13 protein-coding genes and 1 riboswitch are annotated in these 14,022 nt (G+C 53.6%); of the genes, 8 read left to right on the top strand and 5 right to left on the bottom strand.

What is annotated here, in order from left to right; all coding sequences use genetic code 11:
* Nucleotides 1-34: 34 nt before the first annotated feature.
* From gifA to LEPTO7104_RS0124035, 5 genes are all read right to left on the bottom strand, one after another.
* Nucleotides 35-484, bottom strand: coding sequence for a glutamine synthetase inactivation factor IF7A (gifA, locus tag LEPTO7104_RS0124055; RefSeq protein ID WP_017301147.1), 450 nt, complete (start codon nucleotides 482-484; stop codon nucleotides 35-37).
* Between the two features lie 43 nt (nucleotides 485-527).
* Nucleotides 528-605, bottom strand: a riboswitch (Glutamine riboswitch).
* Nucleotides 606-689: 84 nt separating this feature from the next.
* On the bottom strand, nucleotides 690-1,277 hold the full coding sequence (locus LEPTO7104_RS0124050) for a 2'-5' RNA ligase family protein (RefSeq protein WP_017301146.1): 588 nt from the start codon (nucleotides 1,275-1,277) through the stop codon (nucleotides 690-692).
* A 45-nt stretch (nucleotides 1,278-1,322) separates the two neighbouring features.
* Nucleotides 1,323-1,922 carry a DUF2808 domain-containing protein gene (locus tag LEPTO7104_RS0124045; RefSeq protein WP_071527409.1) on the bottom strand — a complete coding sequence of 200 codons (600 nt, stop codon included), beginning with the start codon at nucleotides 1,920-1,922 and terminating at the stop codon, nucleotides 1,323-1,325.
* A gap of 108 nt (nucleotides 1,923-2,030) precedes the next feature.
* A complete protein-coding gene (locus tag LEPTO7104_RS0124040) occupies nucleotides 2,031-3,485 on the bottom strand; it encodes a PP2C family protein-serine/threonine phosphatase (protein WP_026073031.1) in 1,455 nt (484 codons plus the stop codon).
* A gap of 312 nt (nucleotides 3,486-3,797) precedes the next feature.
* On the bottom strand, nucleotides 3,798-4,592 hold the full coding sequence (locus LEPTO7104_RS0124035) for a cobalt-precorrin-6A reductase (RefSeq protein WP_017301143.1): 795 nt from the start codon (nucleotides 4,590-4,592) through the stop codon (nucleotides 3,798-3,800).
* Between the two features lie 150 nt (nucleotides 4,593-4,742).
* On the opposite strand from LEPTO7104_RS0124035, the gene LEPTO7104_RS0124030 reads away from it, so the two are divergent.
* The 8 genes from LEPTO7104_RS0124030 to LEPTO7104_RS0123990 all read left to right on the top strand — a co-directional run bounded on the left by LEPTO7104_RS0124030 (nucleotide 4,743) and on the right by LEPTO7104_RS0123990 (nucleotide 13,798).
* Nucleotides 4,743-6,065, top strand: coding sequence for a Mur ligase family protein (locus LEPTO7104_RS0124030; protein WP_017301142.1), 1,323 nt, complete (start codon nucleotides 4,743-4,745; stop codon nucleotides 6,063-6,065).
* Between the two features lie 35 nt (nucleotides 6,066-6,100).
* Complete coding sequence (locus LEPTO7104_RS0124025; RefSeq protein WP_017301141.1) at nucleotides 6,101-6,892, top strand: type 1 glutamine amidotransferase; 792 nt, start codon at nucleotides 6,101-6,103, stop codon at nucleotides 6,890-6,892.
* Nucleotides 6,893-6,904: 12 nt separating this feature from the next.
* Nucleotides 6,905-7,975: a signal peptidase I gene (lepB, locus tag LEPTO7104_RS0124020; protein WP_017301140.1), complete on the top strand. Its 1,071-nt coding sequence runs from the start codon at nucleotides 6,905-6,907 to the stop codon at nucleotides 7,973-7,975.
* Between the two features lie 732 nt (nucleotides 7,976-8,707).
* Complete coding sequence (gene rfbF / locus LEPTO7104_RS0124010) at nucleotides 8,708-9,481, top strand: glucose-1-phosphate cytidylyltransferase (RefSeq protein WP_026073029.1); 774 nt, start codon at nucleotides 8,708-8,710, stop codon at nucleotides 9,479-9,481.
* Between the two features lie 54 nt (nucleotides 9,482-9,535).
* Nucleotides 9,536-10,756, top strand: coding sequence for an L-2-hydroxyglutarate oxidase (gene lhgO / locus LEPTO7104_RS0124005; protein WP_017301137.1), 1,221 nt, complete (start codon nucleotides 9,536-9,538; stop codon nucleotides 10,754-10,756).
* Between the two features lie 26 nt (nucleotides 10,757-10,782).
* Nucleotides 10,783-11,808 (top strand): NAD-dependent epimerase/dehydratase family protein, encoded by a 1,026-nt coding sequence (locus LEPTO7104_RS0124000; protein WP_017301136.1) that lies wholly within the window; start codon nucleotides 10,783-10,785, stop codon nucleotides 11,806-11,808.
* A gap of 2 nt (nucleotides 11,809-11,810) precedes the next feature.
* Nucleotides 11,811-12,341, top strand: a complete 531-nt coding sequence (gene rfbC / locus LEPTO7104_RS0123995; protein ID WP_017301135.1) for a dTDP-4-dehydrorhamnose 3,5-epimerase — start codon at nucleotides 11,811-11,813, stop codon at nucleotides 12,339-12,341.
* Nucleotides 12,342-12,439: 98 nt separating this feature from the next.
* A complete protein-coding gene (locus tag LEPTO7104_RS0123990; protein WP_017301134.1) occupies nucleotides 12,440-13,798 on the top strand; it encodes an NAD(P)H-dependent oxidoreductase in 1,359 nt (452 codons plus the stop codon).
* The last annotated feature ends 224 nt before the right edge of the window (nucleotides 13,799-14,022 follow it).

Raw genomic sequence — 14,022 nt, 5'->3', positions numbered from 1 at the left:
TAGCAGGGGCGTTCAAACTTAACGATTCAGGCGTTTAGCTAGCGGTCGCACCGCTGCGGCTGTAAGTTGCCCAAAAGCTGGGATGAACCTTGCCCTGAATATGGTTCCAGTAGTGGGCCGCTTCGGCGGGTAGACCCGCTTCGGTGGCTAGGCGGGCCAGCATCGACTGCTGGCGCTGCTTCACCGAGCGATGGCGATTCATCATGCTCATGCGGGCCTTATCTTCGGTGCTGAGGTCAGCTGCCACGGCCTGGAAGGCTGGCACAGCGGGTGCCGCTGCTGGCGCTTCCTGGACCTCAGGGGCACCAGTCTGGTAGGCCACACCGCGATAGACCAAGTCTAGGGTGGGCTGCTGAACCGGAGCTTTTTTGACGGTGCGGAACCGAATATCTACGCCCCGGAATTTGCCAACGTCATCGGTTGCGCTGGCCTGCACTGCGGGGGGATTGTAGTCGTAGCTAACGCCGCGATAGGTAAGTTTCATAGTGTCGCCTCCAAAAGATCAAGGGGTTTGATCAGAACATTGGGGCGCGTTCCTTCGGGGGGTGGTTAACCCCTACTTCCGTCTCACGCTGAACCCAGAGGCAGAGAGTGAGATGAACGAATTTCTGATTACTTCTGTATCTTAGACTACGGTTTGCGATTTTGTCAAGCTATCTGTGATTGTGTAGTCTTTGCTACAGAAGATATTAATTTGTTTCCTGCGGAGGCTGCGATCGCAACGAAAACTGGCAGCAGACCTGCCATCGCTGACTGTCATGGCGGAGCAGGGTGAGGTTTTGGGCCACAAAGTTGGCGGCAAAGGGGCGATCGCAAAACTCATCCCAGGCTTGCTGAAAGGCAGCGACGGTAAGATCGCGAAAGCCCACGGTAATGTGGGGAATAAACGGGCGACCATCAGCCACCCGATCGGCAATGCCGCAGTCGTTCCCTAGGGTAGCCGCCAGCGCTGCCTGAATCGCCATCACCTCCGCCGTCCGGGCTACGTCAACGTAGATAACCCGGGGCGCAAAGGCGCTGAAGCCCCTTAGCTGGATGGGCACAGGTGGCTGCGACCGGGCAAAGGCCGCCAGACATTGTTCCAGTGAGTCGACCTGGGCTGGCGGCCATTGAAACGGCGGCTGGAGAGTAATGTGGGGAGGCGACTTGAGGGCAGCCCCGCTGTCAAACCGCTGCCAAATGTCTTGCTTAATAGCGGTAATTTCATCCTGCAACGGCGGGGGCGGCAGCAGAGCGACAAAGAAGCGCCCAGGGGCAGCAGTCCTGGCGTCAGTCATAGGACAGCCTTTCCCTCCTAGCGCACCCACCCTACTGCCGTTGCCCTAGGGCCAGCGATCGCCACCGTCGCGCTCATAGAAGCTCAGCCGGGCATAGCCCATAAAGGTCGATTCTACTGTGTCGCCCACCGGGTAGGCGGTAGCCCCAAACAGGTAAACCCCGCCAAAACGGGGGTTGCGCACGGGCCGCAGCGCCAGCGTCATCGCTGTCCCAGGGGCAAGGGGCGGGTCAAAGGCAACGGTCAATGCCTGGGTGTCCGGGTCTTGGGTGACCTTGCCCAGGGGCAGAGGCACGCGGCCATTCGGCGTTTCGGCAAAGGCTTCAGTAGCCTCTAGGCGATAGCGAAAAATTGGATCGTACCCCTCGTCGAGGCTGACCACAATGCGATCTAGGGGTTCTACCGCTGCCGCTGGAAAGTCCACGGTGAGGTAGTAGGTGACGCTGCCTTCGTTGACCAGGTTGCGGGTGGCGTAGCTGTCAGTCAGGCGCGGTGGAGAGGAAAACCCTACGGTGCCGTCAGAGTATTGAATGGCTGCAGCGGGGGCCAGAACCGCAACGCCCCAGACCGAACCGAAGGCCAGCAGGCCAGCGCCAGCCAGAGCAATACTTTGCCGAGTAAACGGCCAAAACTGAAGATAGGACATAGCAAATCGCCGCATTGGACTGCGCAAAACCCTGGGGGAACGGTGTAATTCCTGTCAGGCTGTGACTCCTTAAGTCTAGCGCTGGCATTTGGGCATAGCCGCTGATCCTTAATTTTCAAACAAGTTGAGCTGAAGCTCGGGTTTTACCCGCATGACCACCAGTGTCATGTCGTCGTCGTTGCTGCGATCGCCGCCAATAAAGCGATCGAGCAGATCAAAGGTGTAGTCTAAAATTGCCTCCGCCGAGGTGCAGTTGCGGCAGGCCCACTGCAAGGCTCGCTCCAGGTTTTCTTCCTCAAAGCGATCGCCCCGAGCGTTGGCTGCCTCAGTAAAGCCGTCGGTATAAAACACCACCGTGTCGCCGGGCTGAAGCTGCACCTCTGCCTCGCAGTACTGGGTGTTCATATCCAGCCCCAGCAGCATACCGGGGGTATCTAGCCGGGTGATGGTGTTAGTGGCCGCCTGCCACAGCAGCGGCGGGTTGTGGGCCGCGTTGCCGTAGGCCAGGCGGCGGGTTTTGGGGTTGTACTCGGCGTAAAACAGCGTCACAAAGCGATTCGAGCTTTCTAAATCGCTGTGCATGACAAAGTTGAGGTCCTGCAAAATGCGGGCCGGGGAATGGCCGTTGAGCACTTCTGTCCGCAGCATGCCCCGCATCATGGTCATAATTAACCCGGCGGGCACCCCTTTACCCATCACATCGCCGATCGCAAAGCTCCAGGGGGCCGAAGCAGACTGCTGTGAACCCGACTGACGCAGTTGCTCAAAGGTAGTAGGGATAAAGTCGTAGTAGTCGCCCCCCACCCGATGGGCAGTCTGGCACTTGGCGGCCAAATCCATACCCTGAATGGCTGGGCATTCCCGAGGCAGCAGCTGAATCTGAATCTCAGCACCGATTTCCAGCTCGCGGTCTAGGCGCTCTTTTTTGCGCAGGGCCGCCGTTAGCTCGTTGTTTTCGATCGCCACCGACGTCTGATCAGCCACCAGGCGCACCAGCTTTTGGCGGGTCTCGGTCCAGGTGTAGTCGGGGTCACGGCTAAACACATACAGTCGGCCCCGCTCCACATTCTGAACAATAATAGCGGTGCCAAATAGCTGAAAATCGTCGCCCAAATAGCGGTTTACCTGGCGATCTAGGGCCAGCATAGCGTTGCGCGCCATCGACATCATGCTGCTCTGGGGGGCCGACTGAAAACTGGCCGTCACCTGACGGGTGGCCGCCTCCAGAGCCGATCGCACGTCCTGGCACTGATCTTCGCTTTGGCAGTGCAGCCGCTCCAGGCGCACCTGCCCGTCCGCCCGAAACAGCACCAGCGCGCCGCCGCTGGCATCAGTCACCCGGCTGGCAATCATCGGAATCAGCTCCAGGAACTGATTGAGGTTGTTGAGGCTGCGCAGGGCAAACCCCAGGGAGCTGAGCAAATCTTGAATTTTATACTGCTCGCGCTGCAGCCGAGCCACCAGTTCCTTCAGTGCGAATACTGGTGGCGTATCGGGTAGAGCACCACTGCTAGCGCTTTCAAAGGAGGAGGATGACCCGGATGGCATGGGAAAAGCTGTCATGGACGACCTGTGCAAAACGCTCTTGCGAAACTCAGCAAACGAAACGACCAACTAAATATAGGGGCTAAAGAAAGATTTGGCGCACGCCTTTAGACCTGAAAGTAAAAAATCCCTATTTCTGGCGGCATACAGCAACTTTTGCCAAGGCACCTCCAGCGGGCAGCAGCCGGGGATAGCCCATAGTAGCGCACAAATTGAAGGCCAAGGATAGCATTCTGTGCAGTCTTTGACCACCTCCTGGGACAGAGAAGATGCTAGAGAGTTTTAGGCCGCCGGGAGGAGCGGCGAGGGAGCCGTAGAATTGGCCCACCGTCAGCGGGGCTGGCCAGATTTCCACCACCTGCGGCAGAGAGCCAAAATCGCTGCCTGGCTGTGGACTACGGTTGGATAGTCAAGCTTAGGCCGATCCAAAATATATAGAGGCGTGCTGAGCTGTTCTGCCACCGCCCGTTTGACAGCTTCTCCGCCCGGTGCTCCCGAAGCTTTGGTAATCACTCGGGTAATGCGCCACTGCTGCCACAGCGCCTTTTCCAAATCGGCGTAAATGGGGGGACGCAGGGCAATCAGGCGATCGGGCGTAAATCCTGCCTCCAGCGCTGCGCTTAGGGCAACGGTAGATGGCAGAATACGGGCAAACAGCGTGGCCCGAGTTTGCCAGGGAATAAAGTAGTGCAGCCAGCGATAGCCCAGGGTCAGCAGTACGCGCTCCCCCTGGAGGATGTCTGGAGTGAGCACAGTCTCTAGCCCGGCGACCCGGCACACCACCTGTGAGGCAGGGGCGTCCAGGCTAGGGCGTTCATAGCGCCAGTAGGGAATCCGGAGGGCCTGGGTGGCGGCGATCGCGCCCCGCGAAATTTCAGCCGCAAATGGATGGGACGCATCCAGTACAGCCCCCACCCCTTGCGCGGTCAAAAAGGCCTCTAGCGCCGCCGGGTCTAGGCCGCCCACTAGCACTTTTAGCCAGGGGCTCTCACGGTAAGACTGCCGCGCCGTCGGCGTTGTCACCGTTACCAAACAGGGAATCTGCTCCCCCGCCAGCACTGCGGCCAACTCCACCGCCTCCCCCGTTCCCCCAATCACCCACAGCACTACATCCCGATCCGCCACAAAATCTCCTCTTTGTAAGGTGACACCGAACCCATCTAGCCAACCTCGCCCAATCCCAGCGCACCCCCCCCCACCTCCCTCATCTCCCCCACATCCCGCTCTCCCCCCGCCCCCACTCTCTGCTACCCTTTCCCTCATCCCCTGCCGCCCATGGCCATGAACCAACTGCTGCTGATTCCAATTGTTGCCTTTGCCAAGCTGCTCACCCTGGTCCTGCGGCTGTCGGGTCGGGGGTCCGGTACCGCGCTGCCGGGCTACCTGGTAGGGCGCTACTTTCCCTTTGCCTTAGAGGCGCTGGTGAGCCAAATTCCTACGGTGGTGGCCATTACCGGCACCAACGGCAAAACCACCAGCCAGACCATGCTCAGCGCCGTAATCAGCCAGGTGCCGGGAGTTAATGTACTGCGCAACAAGGCCGGAGCCAACCTCAGTCAGGGTATTTTGTCAGAGCTGCTCAAGCAGAGCAACACCTGGGGGCATCTCGACTTTACCCACGCTGTGCTGGAAATTGAAGAGGCCACGCTGCCCCGGATTGCGACCCTAATCAAACCCAACATTATCGCGGTTACCAACCTCTACCGCGACCAGCTCGACGCCTACGGCGAAATCGATCGCACCGAAAAGCTCATCCGCGATGGCATTGCCCAGTGCCCCGCCGCCGCTGTGGTTGTCAACGGCGACGATCCCCGCACGGCACGGCTCACCCAGGGGTTGGGCAACGCTACCTATTTCGTGTCGCTGGCCCCAGAGTACGCCCGGTTTTTGCCCTACGAGGGCAAGCTCAATCGGCGAGCGGCCAACAGCCAGGGCCTAGAGGCAACCCAAATTCAAATCAACGAGGACCTGACCACTGACTTCGCTATCCACGGTCAAATGAATGGCACTGCGGTGCAGATTCCCCAGGCTCGAACGGTGTCGCCTGGGTTCTTTCATGTCTACAACGCCCTGACCGCGATCGCGATCGCAAACCTCCTGGGCATAGACGAGACCACCGCCATCGCCGGGCTGCAAACCTTTAAACCTGCCTTTGGCCGCGGAGAAACTCTAATCCGACAGCAGGGCGATAAACAGGTCAACTATCGCCTGCTGCTGGTTAAAAATCCGGCCAGCTTTAGCCTCAGCCTAGAGCTGCTGCGCAATATTCCCAACCTCAAGCTCCTGTTGGCCATCAACGACAACACCGCCGACGGCAGAGATGTCTCCTGGCTATGGGATAGCGAGCTAGAGCGGCTTAACCAGGCCCAAATCGCCTGGATTCTCTGCACTGGCATCCGGGCCAAGGATATGGCCGTCCGGCTCAAGTACGCCCTGGATCAGCCACCCGGCCCTATTCCTGCTGAAGAATCTATCCGTCAGGCCCTTGATTTATCCTTTCAGCAGGCCCAGTCTGGCGACACGGTTTTTGTGCTGCCCACCTACACGGCCATGCTGGAATTTCGCAAGCTAATGGGCAAAACCCTCGCTGTTGTCTAACCCCGCTGTTGTTTAATCTCTCTACCGTGTAGCCCATGCCCTACGCCCTAACCATCACCCACCTCTACCCCGACCATCTCAACCTCTACGGCGATCTTGGCAACCTGATTGTGCTGCGCTGCCGCTGCCAGTGGATGGGCCTTGACTGCACAGTTAACTCTCTCACCCTAGGGGAACCGGCCAGGCGCGGTACCACCGACATCTACTTTATGGGAGGCGGCCAAGACACCGATCAAATGGCGGTAGTCAACGATTTTCACCAGCTTAAACGCGACGCCATTCAAGCCGATACCGAAGCGGGAGCCGTATTTCTGGGCGTTTGCGGTGGCTACCAGCTCATGGGCAATACCTTTTTGATGGGCAATGGTGAGGTCACCCAGGGCTTGGGCATTATTGACGTCAGCACTCAGGCTCCAGGGGCTGACGTTAAGCAGCGCTGCATCGGCAACCTGGTTGCAGAACTTACCGACGCCATCTATGCCGACATGCAAACTCTATACGCTACCCCCAAAGATATTCCCCGCACCCTAGTGGGGTTTGAAAACCACTCCGGGCAAACCTACCTGGGCAAGGGGGTCGAGCCTTTGGCCAGAACCATCGCTGGGTTTGGCAACAACGCCACCGCTGAATACGAAGGCGCCCGCTACAAGAATATTTTCGGCAGCTATATGCACGGCTCGCTACTGCCCAAAAACCCTCACTTCGCCGATTATCTAATCGGTCTAGCTCTGCGCCGTCGATACCCAGAGGCTGCGATCGCCCTGCCTGTCCTGCCCGACACCGAAGAGTTGGCGGCCCACAGCTATGCCGTGCAGCGCTACCGCTGAGGAGGCTCCCCCATGAAAGCAACCCCCAAGGTGCTGGTGGGCCAGCGATCGCCAAAAAGCCCCTGGCTAGCTGTCAACCTATCGGCTGCCCTGCCTGGCGCCGGACAGCTCTACGATGGCGCGATCTCGCGAGGGATCCTCATTGCCGTTGCTTTCTGGAGCCTGATAGCCTTCATCCTCTGGTCCATCTTTGCCCCAGCCGGCAATACCCTGCGGGGGCTGCTGACCCTAGTTCCCTTACTCAGCCTTTACCTCGTTAACCTCTGGGACAGCCACCATGCTGCCAAGCGGGGCATCACTCTCGACCAGTTTAGCCCCCTGCGATACCAATCCCAGGATCCCTGGTATCCGGTATTTCTCTCCCAAGTGTTGCCTGGCCTAGGACACCTATTTCTGCAAAGAGTCACCGTAGGGGGCCTGCTGCTGCTGCTAGGCATTCTCACCGCTTACATCGCCAATTTTCACCCGGCTTTGCTGCCCCTGCCGCCGCTAATCTGGGCCGCAGGGTGTGGGCTGGTCTATCGCGCTGCTCCGGTTCAGCATCGCCAGTGGAGGTTGTTAGCAACGCTGTTAGTGGCAGTCATTATCACCCGTTTTGCGCTCAGCTCAATCCCCTTTATAGTCCCACAGGAGGTCGTGCAGTGCATTGTGCCGAGTGAGTCTATGCTGCCAACCCTAGAGGTGCGCGATCGCATCTTCGTACGCCCTCGTCCCCTGGACTACAATCTGTCCGTGGGCGACATCATCGTCTTCTCAAATCCCGAAATTACTCCATCGGCCCAGACCGGGCAACTCTATAACCTGATGGTCAAGCGCGTCATTGCCCTACCCGGCCAGCGAGTTGAAATTCGCCTAGGCCGCGTATGGATCAACAACATCCCCCAGATCGAAACCTTCATTCAAGAACCGATAGGCTATCGATGGGGGCCACAAACAGTCCCTCCGGGCCACCTATTTGTGCTGGGAGACAACCGCAATAACAGTCGCGACTCCCATGTATGGGGATTTTTACCCCGACCCCACGTGGTGGGCAATGCCTACAAAATTTATTGGCCACCCCACCGAGTGCAACCCCTGCCTTGAGAAAAGCACTTACATAGCAGGCTGGGCTCACATCTAGGCACAAACTAGCACTCCGCCGCCCTGCTGTATTAAGACCACCCGTTAGATGGGGTACTCTTGACTGTAGCGGTGCCCGAGCCGGTACAGTACAGCATAAGCCTTGCTGTATAAGCGATGTAGGCATCTCAACTTATCTCACACCAGCGAGAACTACTATAGATTCCTCTAAAATCACTCATCCGTACGAGTTAAATCATATTTATGGGGTTTTCACATCCTGACTATTTGACTTCACCATATGCTCATAATGACGTTTCAACTCAAGGCTAAGCTAGCCCAGAGATGTTTCTTGAAAAAGGCTGACCAATTTATTGTCAATACAAAATTTGGTTTAAGTCTAGCCATCGTGCGTCAACTACGCCGCATGCTCTGCCCTAGCCATATCAAAGTGCGCAACTTCATGATTCAGTTAAAAAGCTGTTAACGCAAATGACACCATCGATCTGGAAATAAAAGCCTGCTATACACTACAGCAAGAATACTTAAATTCAGATGACTGAGCTAGCACTGCTAAGATTTTAGCCTAGGTCAATAAAGTATTTTGGAGGCGTTAATTTTCAAATTCGTATAATGTCGTCTTTACTTCTTAAAAAACAAGTAGCTATACTCCGCTTCCTTAAGCTAAGATTGTTGCTAACTTCTTAAGATGGTAAGGATTAGAAGTCCCTAATTTATTGATTTCTTAGAGGTTCTATGAAAGCAGTTATATTAGCTGGTGGCCTAGGTACCCGTTTAAGTGAAGAAACCAGTATCAAACCTAAGCCCATGGTCGAAGTTGGGGGCTACCCGATTCTCTGGCATATCATGAAGATTTATGCCGCCCACGGTATCAATGATTTCATTGTCTGCTGTGGGTATAAGGGCTATGTCATCAAAGAGTATTTTGCTAACTACTTTTTGCATATGTCAGATGTCACGTTTGACCTCCGCTACAACCAAATGAATATCCACAACGGCAATGCAGAGCCGTGGAAAGTCACGCTAATTGATACTGGCGCGTCGACAATGACCGGCGGTCGCCTCAAGCGAGTCAGGGAATATATTGGCTCTGAAACGTTTTGCTTTACCTACGGGGATGGGGTAAGCGATGTCAATGTCACCGAACTCATCAAGTTTCACGAAGCACAAGGTACTCTAGCTACTCTTACGGCAGTAAAACCCCCCGGTCGATTTGGTGCAATCTCCCTACATGAAGGTCAAACAAGCATTGCTTCTTTTGCCGAAAAAGCAGATGGTGATGAAGCCTACGTCAACGGTGGCTATTTCGTTTTAGACCCTCAAGTCATCGATTTTATCGCCGACGACAGCGTCATGTGGGAGCATGAGCCCCTGACCAAACTCGCTGAAATGGGGCAGCTGTCAGCCTATCGGCACGACGGTTTTTGGCAACCCATGGATACCCTGAGAGATAAAAATAATCTCGAAGGCTTATGGAAATCTGGGGAAGCACCCTGGAAAGTCTGGTAGTCCAGACATGTCATCTTGAGTTAATGCGCTTAACTGGTATCTAGAGCAAATATAATGTCCAACACCTACGATTACGCCATTATTGGCGGTGGAATTGTGGGCTTGGCTACAGCTATGAAGCTGAGCCAAATGCTGCCCAATGCCAAAATTACCGTCATTGAAAAAGAGTCTTCTTGGGCCTACCACCAGACCGGCAATAACAGTGGAGTAATTCACTCTGGAATCTACTATAAACCTGGTAGCTTTAAAGCAAAATTTAGCCGAGCTGGCTGTCAATCTATGGTTGACTTTTGTCGCCAGTACGACATTCCTCACGATGTATGTGGAAAGGTAATTGTTGCGACCCAAAAGAAAGAGCTACCTCTACTGGACAACCTCTTTCAGCGCGGTCTCCAAAATCAAATACCTGTTTCTAAGATTACCCTGGAAGAGGTTAAGGAGATCGAACCTTACGTCAATTGTCTGGCCGCTATTAAAGTAGACTCGACTGGCATCGTTAACTACAAAGCCGTTTGCCAGAAGTACATCGAGATTATTCAAGAGAAGGATAACGACCTTCGCTTAAACACTAAGGTTTTAAACATTGTGCTAGGGCCACAGCACGTTGTTCTAGAGACTGATAAAGGCGAAATAAAGGCCAAGTTTTTGATTAACTGCGCCGGGCTTTTCTCAGATCGAGTAGCTCAAATGGCTAATCTCAAGCCCTCAGCTAAAATTGTGCCTTTCCGTGGTGAATACTATGAGCTAGTACCCGAAAAACGGTATCTAGTTAATACACTTATTTACCCGGTACCTAACCCGAGCTTCCCCTTCCTTGGCGTACACTTTACCAAGATGATCGATGGAAGTGTTCATGCTGGCCCTAATGCTGTTTTGAGTCTAAAGCGGGAAGGCTATAAAAAGACCGATTTCGATCTAAAAGACTTCGCAGAAGTCATGACCTATCCAGGCTTCTGGAAGCTAGCTTCAAAGCATGCTGATGAAGGTCTGCGCGAGATCGTTCGCTCCTTTAGCAAAGCAGCCTTTGTCAAGAGTCTACAGGGCCTTATTCCAGAAGTTCGCAGCGAAGATGTTGTTCCTACTCATGCAGGGGTGAGAGCGCAGGCGCTCATGAACAATGGCAGCTTGGTTGACGATTTCCTTATTGTCAACGGAGAACGGTCAATTCATGTCTTAAATGCCCCTTCGCCAGCGGCTACATCATCTCTGGAAATCGGAAAAGAGGTTGCATCTCAAGTAGTAAATGCCACTGCCCCAACCTCCGTTGCATTGTAATCATTACTCAAACAGGTAATTCATTCATGAAAGTATTAGTTACTGGTACAGAAGGCTATCTTGGCTGTTTACTGGCGCCCCTGCTCCTCCAAAAAGGTCACGACGTTATTGGAGTAGACACCGGATTTTACAAAGCAGGGTGGCTTTACAACGGTATCAACACGTCGGCTAAAACATTAAACAAGGACATTCGAAATATTGAGGCCACCGACCTTGAGGGTGTAGAAGCTATTGTTCATATGGCTGAGCTATCTAACGATCCCTTGGGTAAGCTAGCTCCTAATATCACTTACGACATCAACCATAAGGGCTCCGTACGTTTGGCAGAATTGGCCAAAGCTGCTGGGGTGCGTCGATTTGTCTACATGTCATCCTGTAGCGTTTACGGGGTAGCAGAAGGCGATGACTATGTCACCGAAGAGTCTGAAGTTAACCCCCAAACCGCCTATGCCAAGTGCAAAACGCTAGTAGAGCAGGATCTGCGACCAATGGCAGACGATGACTTTTCGCCCACCTACATGCGTAATGCCACCGCCTATGGTGCATCGCCCCGCATGCGCTTCGATATCGTTCTGAATAATTTGTCGGGCTTAGCTTGGACAACTAAAGAAATTCGCATGACCAGTGACGGTACTCCCTGGCGTCCCCTTGTCCATGCCTTGGATATTGCTAAGTCAATTATCTGCGCTTTAGAGGCCCCTCGGGATATTGTTCACAACCAAGTGTTTAACGTTGGTGACACCGGCCACAACTATCAAGTGCGCGAAATCGCCAAAATTGTTGCTGACACTTTCCCTGACTGCCAATTAAGCTTTGGTAAGCCTGATACTGACAACCGCAGCTACCGGGTGTCTTTTGAAAAAATCAACAGCGTTCTCCCAGGTTTCAAGTGTGACTGGGATGCAAAGCGTGGCGCAGAACAGTTGCTTAAGGTATTTCAACAAATTGACATGACTGAAGAGATGTTTACCTCCCGTGGGTTTACTCGTCTCAAGCAACTGGAGTACCTCATTCGCACCCAGCAAATTGATAAAGATTTCTTTTGGAACTAGCCATGATCTTTGAAGCGACTAATCTTAAAGATGCTTTCGTTATCGATCTCGAAATTCGCAGTGACGATCGAGGTGGCTTTGCCCGTACTTTTTGTGCCAAGGAATTTGAGGAGCATGGCTTAAAGCCCATGGTTGCCCAGTGCAACATGTCTTTTAACTACAAAAAGGGCACTTTACGGGGCATGCACTATCAGCTTGCCCCCGCTGCTGAAACTAAGCTGGTCCGCTGTACGCGTGGGGCTATTTATGATGTCATCATTGACATTCGGCCTGATTCGCCAACCTACATGCAGCATTTTGGTGTTGAGTTAACCGCAGACAATCGTAAAGCCCTATACGTCCCTGAGCTTTTTGCCCACGGCTATCAGGCTTTAACCGATGATGCGGAGGTGATCTATCAGGTGGGTGAGTTTTACTCTCCTGGCTATGAGCAGGGGATTAGATATGATGATCCTACCTTTGGGATTGAGTGGCCAATTCCAGTAACAGTTATTTCCGATAAAGACTCTAAATGGCCTCCCTTTAAGAGCTAGATAGCGCTTTGCCAGTTTTTTTGGGGTTTTGACTCAAAAAGAACTGGCTTTTCTTTAGTTATTTCCATTCGATCTATCGTTTAGGTTTAATAGACGTTATGTTTATCGTTGACACAGCATTAAAGGCCAGACAAGAAGCGGGGAATCCAGTCCGAGTAGGTATGATTGGCGCCGGTTTCATGGGGCGGGGGGTAGCCAACCAAATGCTCAACTCGGTTCCCGGCATGGAACTAGTGGCAATCTCGAACCGCAATATTGGCACAGCGAAGCGGGCTTACCAAGAAGCGGGTATTGAAGATATCAATGTTGTCTCCACGGTAAGTGCTTTGGAAGAGAGCATTGCTGCGGGTGGTTATGCTGTTACCGATGACCCGATGCTGCTGTGCCGTGCTGAGGGCATTGATGCCCTGATTGAGGTCACTGGGGCGGTAGAATTTGGTGCCCATGTTGTCATGGAAGCGATCGCTCACCAGAAGCATGTCGTGCTCATGAATGCTGAACTGGATGGCACTATTGGCCCTATTCTCAAGACCTACGCTGACAAAGCAGGCGTAATTCTGTCCGCTTGTGATGGTGACCAGCCTGGGGTTGAAATGAACCTCTACCGCTTTGTTAAAAGTATCGGGGTCACGCCGCTGGTGTGCGGCAACATCAAAGGACTGCAAGACCCGTACCGTAACCCTACTACCCAGCAAGGGTTTGCCGAGCAATGGGGGCAAAACGTACACATGGTGACCAGCTTCGCCGATGGAACCAAAATTTCCTTCGAGCAGGCTATTGTGGCCAACGCTACCGGCATGACTGTTGCTAAACGCGGCATGCTCGGCCACGACTTCAGGCTCCACCAGGAGGAATTGGTCAAGCAGTACGACCTCAACTACACTGGCCACATTGACGACTTGACCAAACTGTACGATGTTGACCAACTCAAAGATCTAGGCGGCATTGTTGATTATGTGGTAGCGGTCAAGCCAGGGCCAGGGGTTTATGTATTTGGCACCCATGACGATCCTAAACAACGCCACTATCTAAACCTATACAAGCTAGGTGAGGGACCTCTATACAGCTTCTATACTCCCTATCACCTGTGCCACTTTGAAGTACCGCTCTCTGTTGCCCGTGTCGTGCTGTTTGGCGATCCTGTGATGACTCCTATTGCAGGGCCAAAGGTAGATGTGATAACCACGGCAAAAATTGACCTCAAAGCGGGTGAAACCATTGACTGTATTGGTGGTTATATGACCTACGGTGAATGCGAAACTGCTGAAATTACGGCAGCGGAGAACCTACTACCAGTGGGCCTAGCCGAAGGCTGTAAACTGAAGCGCGATGTGCCTAAGGATCAAGCTTTAACCTATGATGATGTCGAGCTTCCCCCAGGGCGTCTCTGCGACAAACTGAGGGCTGAGCAAAACGCGATGTTTGCGCCTCAGAAATCTCTAGCAGGGGTAGCTTAGTTAGAGTAAGGCAGATATTGCCCAATTAACAAAACACAAAGGGACACACTAACCAGCGTGTCCCTTTTTTGCTTTGCAGGTAGGCTTGTTGAATTGGTAGTGCACTTTAGTGCAGGCCAGAGGAAAAGACGAGGTCACCTTGCTCTGCGAGCTTCTGTCTGATTTGGCGATTGTAGTCATGGATGAACAGCCAGATCGCCCCGATATGGTTCTTGAGCTTCTTG

This window comes from Nodosilinea nodulosa PCC 7104, assembly GCF_000309385.1.
GTDB lineage: Bacteria > Cyanobacteriota > Cyanobacteriia > Phormidesmidales > Phormidesmidaceae > Nodosilinea > Nodosilinea nodulosa.
The sequence above is the reverse complement of the archived record's forward strand: the minus strand, read 5'-3'. Positions and strand labels throughout refer to the sequence as shown.

Excerpts from the sequence above, each read along its gene's own strand:
- rfbC (WP_017301135.1), top strand. The coding sequence starts at position 11,811 with ATGATCTTTGAAGCGACTAATCTTAAAGATGCTTTCGTTATCGATCTC.
- LEPTO7104_RS0124050 (WP_017301146.1), bottom strand. The coding sequence starts at position 1,277 with ATGACTGACGCCAGGACTGCTGCCCCTGGGCGCTTCTTTGTCGCTCTG.
- LEPTO7104_RS0124030 (WP_017301142.1), top strand. The coding sequence starts at position 4,743 with ATGGCCATGAACCAACTGCTGCTGATTCCAATTGTTGCCTTTGCCAAG.
- lepB (WP_017301140.1), top strand. The coding sequence starts at position 6,905 with ATGAAAGCAACCCCCAAGGTGCTGGTGGGCCAGCGATCGCCAAAAAGC.
- LEPTO7104_RS0124000 (WP_017301136.1), top strand. The coding sequence starts at position 10,783 with ATGAAAGTATTAGTTACTGGTACAGAAGGCTATCTTGGCTGTTTACTG.
- LEPTO7104_RS0124045 (WP_071527409.1), bottom strand. The coding sequence starts at position 1,922 with ATGTCCTATCTTCAGTTTTGGCCGTTTACTCGGCAAAGTATTGCTCTG.
- gifA (WP_017301147.1), bottom strand. The coding sequence starts at position 484 with ATGAAACTTACCTATCGCGGCGTTAGCTACGACTACAATCCCCCCGCA.
- LEPTO7104_RS0124025 (WP_017301141.1), top strand. The coding sequence starts at position 6,101 with ATGCCCTACGCCCTAACCATCACCCACCTCTACCCCGACCATCTCAAC.
- rfbF (WP_026073029.1), top strand. The coding sequence starts at position 8,708 with ATGAAAGCAGTTATATTAGCTGGTGGCCTAGGTACCCGTTTAAGTGAA.
- LEPTO7104_RS0123990 (WP_017301134.1), top strand. The coding sequence starts at position 12,440 with ATGTTTATCGTTGACACAGCATTAAAGGCCAGACAAGAAGCGGGGAAT.
- LEPTO7104_RS0124040 (WP_026073031.1), bottom strand. The coding sequence starts at position 3,485 with ATGACAGCTTTTCCCATGCCATCCGGGTCATCCTCCTCCTTTGAAAGC.
- lhgO (WP_017301137.1), top strand. The coding sequence starts at position 9,536 with ATGTCCAACACCTACGATTACGCCATTATTGGCGGTGGAATTGTGGGC.